General features: G+C 65.4%; 3 protein-coding genes. All 3 read right to left on the bottom strand.

Features of this window, described 5'->3' with window-relative positions; all coding sequences use genetic code 11:
- Positions 1-31: 31 nt before the first annotated feature.
- Positions 32-769 (bottom strand): DUF4123 domain-containing protein, encoded by a 738-nt coding sequence (locus CAG29_RS27960; RefSeq protein ID WP_085695456.1) that lies wholly within the window; start codon positions 767-769, stop codon positions 32-34.
- Positions 759-2801, bottom strand: coding sequence for a type VI secretion system tip protein TssI/VgrG (tssI, locus tag CAG29_RS27955; protein WP_085658718.1), 2043 nt, complete (start codon positions 2799-2801; stop codon positions 759-761). The genes CAG29_RS27960 and tssI overlap by 11 nt, the downstream gene beginning before the upstream one ends.
- Before the next feature lie 129 nt (positions 2802-2930).
- Entirely contained in the window at positions 2931-3446 is a 516-nt protein-coding gene (locus CAG29_RS27950) for an Hcp family type VI secretion system effector (protein ID WP_003226246.1), read from the bottom strand.
- Positions 3447-3543: the final 97 nt, after the last annotated feature.

The raw sequence follows: 3543 nt of genomic DNA, 5'->3' as shown, positions 1-3543 counted from the left end.
TCAATGAACTCAATGCGTTCCTTTGCGATCATCAGCCTTGCTCCAGAATCAGGTGGTTTAACAGTGCTTCTTTAAGGTTGTCCGGAGCATCCGGGCGACGTACGAAACGGGCGATCTTGTGTTTCAGGTTGTTCTCGGGCCAGGCGGTGTAGAGGTCCGGGCGTTCCTCCTCCAGCCATTGCATGAGGTTGCTGATCAGCGTGGTCGGATTGTCCTTGGCCAGCCCATCCAACAACCCCTTCGGCACCTCCCACCACGGCCAGTCCTTCGCTTTCCTCACCACCCGCGGCCCGACCTCCAGGCTCTGGCCGTTGATCAGGTAGCGTTCGAACACCGGCAGCAGTTCCCCGGCCGCTTCACCCAGCCCCTTGAGGATCGGGTGGATGTGCCGGCCGTCCCAGAAGCGGAAGAACACCTCGGTCCCGTCCGGCATCTTCACTTGGGTGAGGCTGCGCAGGTGTTCGAAGACTTCGTCCGGTTCGCTGCGGGAGACGGCCAGCCAGCCCCAGTCGAGGGCGTCGGTGTCGGCGATCCAGGGCAGGAACGGGGAGTCGGGCTTGAGTTCGGTGACGTAGGGCATCACCGGTTTCCAGCTGGCGTAGGGGGTGTCGTTCCAGATCGGCACGAGCTGGGTGGCGGGTTCGCTCATGTACAGGGTCTTCAGGCCGTCGGCGTCGCTGGCGGCGCTGATGACCAGGTACAGGCGTTCGCCGCTCTGCAGGGGCTGGCGGGCCAGCCAGTCGCGGGGTGTCAGTCGGTCAGAGGGCACAGGCACCTGCCTTGCATTTTTCGCATTCTTCGCAGAACGGCGCGTTGCGCTTGAGGGTGTTGACCTGCGCCGGGGTGAGCACGGCGCCGGCCTTGTCGGCGTCGGCCTGCTTCAGCGCGCCGGGCATCAGCGGGGCGGCGCCGGTGCCGCTGCCCGGGCCGCCGCCGGAGTTGACGTTGATCGCCGGCCCGCTCAGGGTCACGCCGCCGCCGTCGATCTTGATGAAGCTGCCGCCGCCGACCAGGGTCAGCTCGCTGCCGGCCTCGAGCACGACCTTCAGGCCGCTGCTCAGGTGGATCTCCTGGCCGGCGTCGATGAACTGGCCGGTGCCGATCTTGATGTGCTGGTTGACGCCCACGGTCAGGTGGTCGTCGGCCCGGGCCTCGACCTTGCGGTCCTGGTAGACGGTGTGGTGCTCCTCGGCCTTGAACTCGCTGTAGCTGTTCTTCTCGACGGTGTCGTGGCGCTCGTTGCCGACGCGGATCTTCTGGTCGTGCTCGACGTTCTCGTCCCAGTCGCGCTGGGCGTGCAGGAAGATCTGCTCCTGGCCCTTCTTGTCCTCGATGCGCAGCTCGTTGAAGCCGCCTCCGCCCAGGGAGCTGAGGGTCTTGAAGGTGCTGCGGGTCTTGTTGGCCGGCAGGGCGTAGGGGACGGTGTTCTCCTTGTGGTACAGGCAGCCGCTGACCAAGGGCTGGTCGGGGTCGCCCTCAAGGAAGGTGACCAGCACCTCCATGCCGATGCGCGGGATGGCGATGCCGCCGTACTGGGCGCCGGCCCACGCCGAGGAGACGCGCAGCCAGCAGGTGGTCTTGTCGTCGGCCTGGCCTTCGCGGTCCCAGTGGAACTGCACCTTGACGCGGCCGTACGGGTCGCAGTGGATCTCCTCGCCCTTGGGGCCTGTGACCACGGCGCTCTGGCTGCCGAGGATGCGCGGCTTCGGGTGGCGCAGGGGCGGGCGGTTGGGCACGTCCCACGGGGTGGCCTGGAAGCGGTTGCGGTAGCCCTGGTGGAAGTCGTCCTTGAGCGCCGTGGTGTCGCTGGTCACCGACTCCTCCAGCACCTGCGGCTGCTTGCCTTCGTGGAGGATCTCGGTGAGCAGCCAGAGGTCGTTCCACTGCGCCTTGGGGTGCGCCGTCAGGGCCAGGAAGTGGCCGCTGACCAGGCGCGGCTGGTCGCTCTTGCCCTCGGCGAGGCGGAAGTCGCTGCGGTGGCGCTCCAGGGCGCGCTTGGCCAGGTGCTTGCCGCGCTCGCGGTCGATGAAGCGGCCCGGGTAGTCGTAGTCCTCGAGGTCGGGCAGGGCGTCGCCGCGGTTCTCGCTCTCGAGGGTCAGGCGCGGCTTCTCGAAGTCGTAGTCGCGGCGGGTGGTGCGGCTGGTGCGGGTCTCCAGGCGCAGGTCGAAGCGCTTGACCACCGGGTCGCTGGCGACCATGCCGGAGTCTTGCTGGTAGGCCACGGGCGCCAGCTTCGGGAACACCGTCTGGTCGTCGCCGAACACCAGCTTGTGGGCCGTGGCGCTGTGCTGGAAGTGGAAGTGGATGCCTTCCTCCTCGCACAGGCGCTGGATGAAGTGCAGGTCCGACTCGTCGTACTGCACGCAGTAGGTCCGCTCGGGGTAGACCGAACCGGTCTTGAAGGCGTAGGCGTTGGCCTGGATGCCGTGTTCCTCCAGCACCTGGCCGATGATCTTCGGCACGCTGAGGTTCTGGAAGATGCGCTGGTTGACCCGGTGCGCGAGGTACGCCAGCTGCGGGCGCAGGGTCACGGAGTAGCGGGTCAGGCGCTTGCCGGAGTCGCCTTGCGCGGCGCGGTAGATCAGGCCGTGGATGCCGCTGCCGTCGGGCGACAGCTGCAGGAAGGCCGGTTTGTGCAGCAGGGTCTCGAGGTCCAGCGACGGCTGCTCACTGACCAGTTCCACCTGGAAGGCGAACGGCTCGCTGACGGCTTCGCGGCCTTGCAGGGCGAACACCTGGAAGTCGGCGGACAGGCCTTCGATGGTCAGGGCAAAATGTGTTTCGTTGGCCGGCGCGAACATCCCTTGTTCCTCGTGCTGCAGCGGCGCCCGTCGGTCTTCGTCAAGCGATCCGACGCACGCGAAATTCTGGAGGTGCGTAAACAACATCGACCAGCAGGGCTGGTCGATGCGTGTAACGGTCAGCCGTGATTAAACGACTGGAGCACGCCAGTCATCGGAACCCGAAGTACCGGATACTTCGTGGGTCCAGGTGATCTTGCGGTAGGTGAACTGCACTTCTTCCAGGTGGGTGAAGTGCGAGTTGCCCGGATCCTGGCAGTTGTGCATCTTGTTGTTGATGGCGACGATGATCGCGTCTTCCAGTTTGGTGGTGTAGTAGTGCTCTTGGGTGCCTTGGGCCGAAGTGCGGTACCACTGGATGACGATTTCGCTCATGCGCTCGCCGGAGGTCAGGGCCGCTTGCAGCAGAGGCGAAGCCTTGTCGTAGACCTTGGTGATGATCACTGGCTTGTGGACGCGCTGGCCGGTTGGCTGGCCGGACTGCGGGTCACGCGGGATGATCACGTCGTGGCTGAACGCCTGAACCATGACCTGGTCTTCGTGACCTTCCTGGTAGGTGTTGCCCACGGAGTCGGCGGTGAAGGCGCCGGCAGTGATCAGGCCTTGTTTTTCGCCGGTGACCGACATGTACGCTGGTGTTGCCATGGGAGGTGCTCCTTGCGGATTGAGTTAGGGTGCCCGGGAGGCGGAATCGCCCGGTGGGTGCCTGACTGTTATCAAGGAACGTGCCAGAAATGAAAAA

This window comes from Pseudomonas sp. B7(2017) (assembly GCF_002112745.1).
In the GTDB taxonomy this organism is placed as follows: Bacteria; Pseudomonadota; Gammaproteobacteria; order Pseudomonadales; family Pseudomonadaceae; genus Aquipseudomonas; species Aquipseudomonas ekonensis.
Note: the sequence above shows the minus strand (reverse complement) of the source record. Positions and strands in the feature narration are given on the sequence as shown.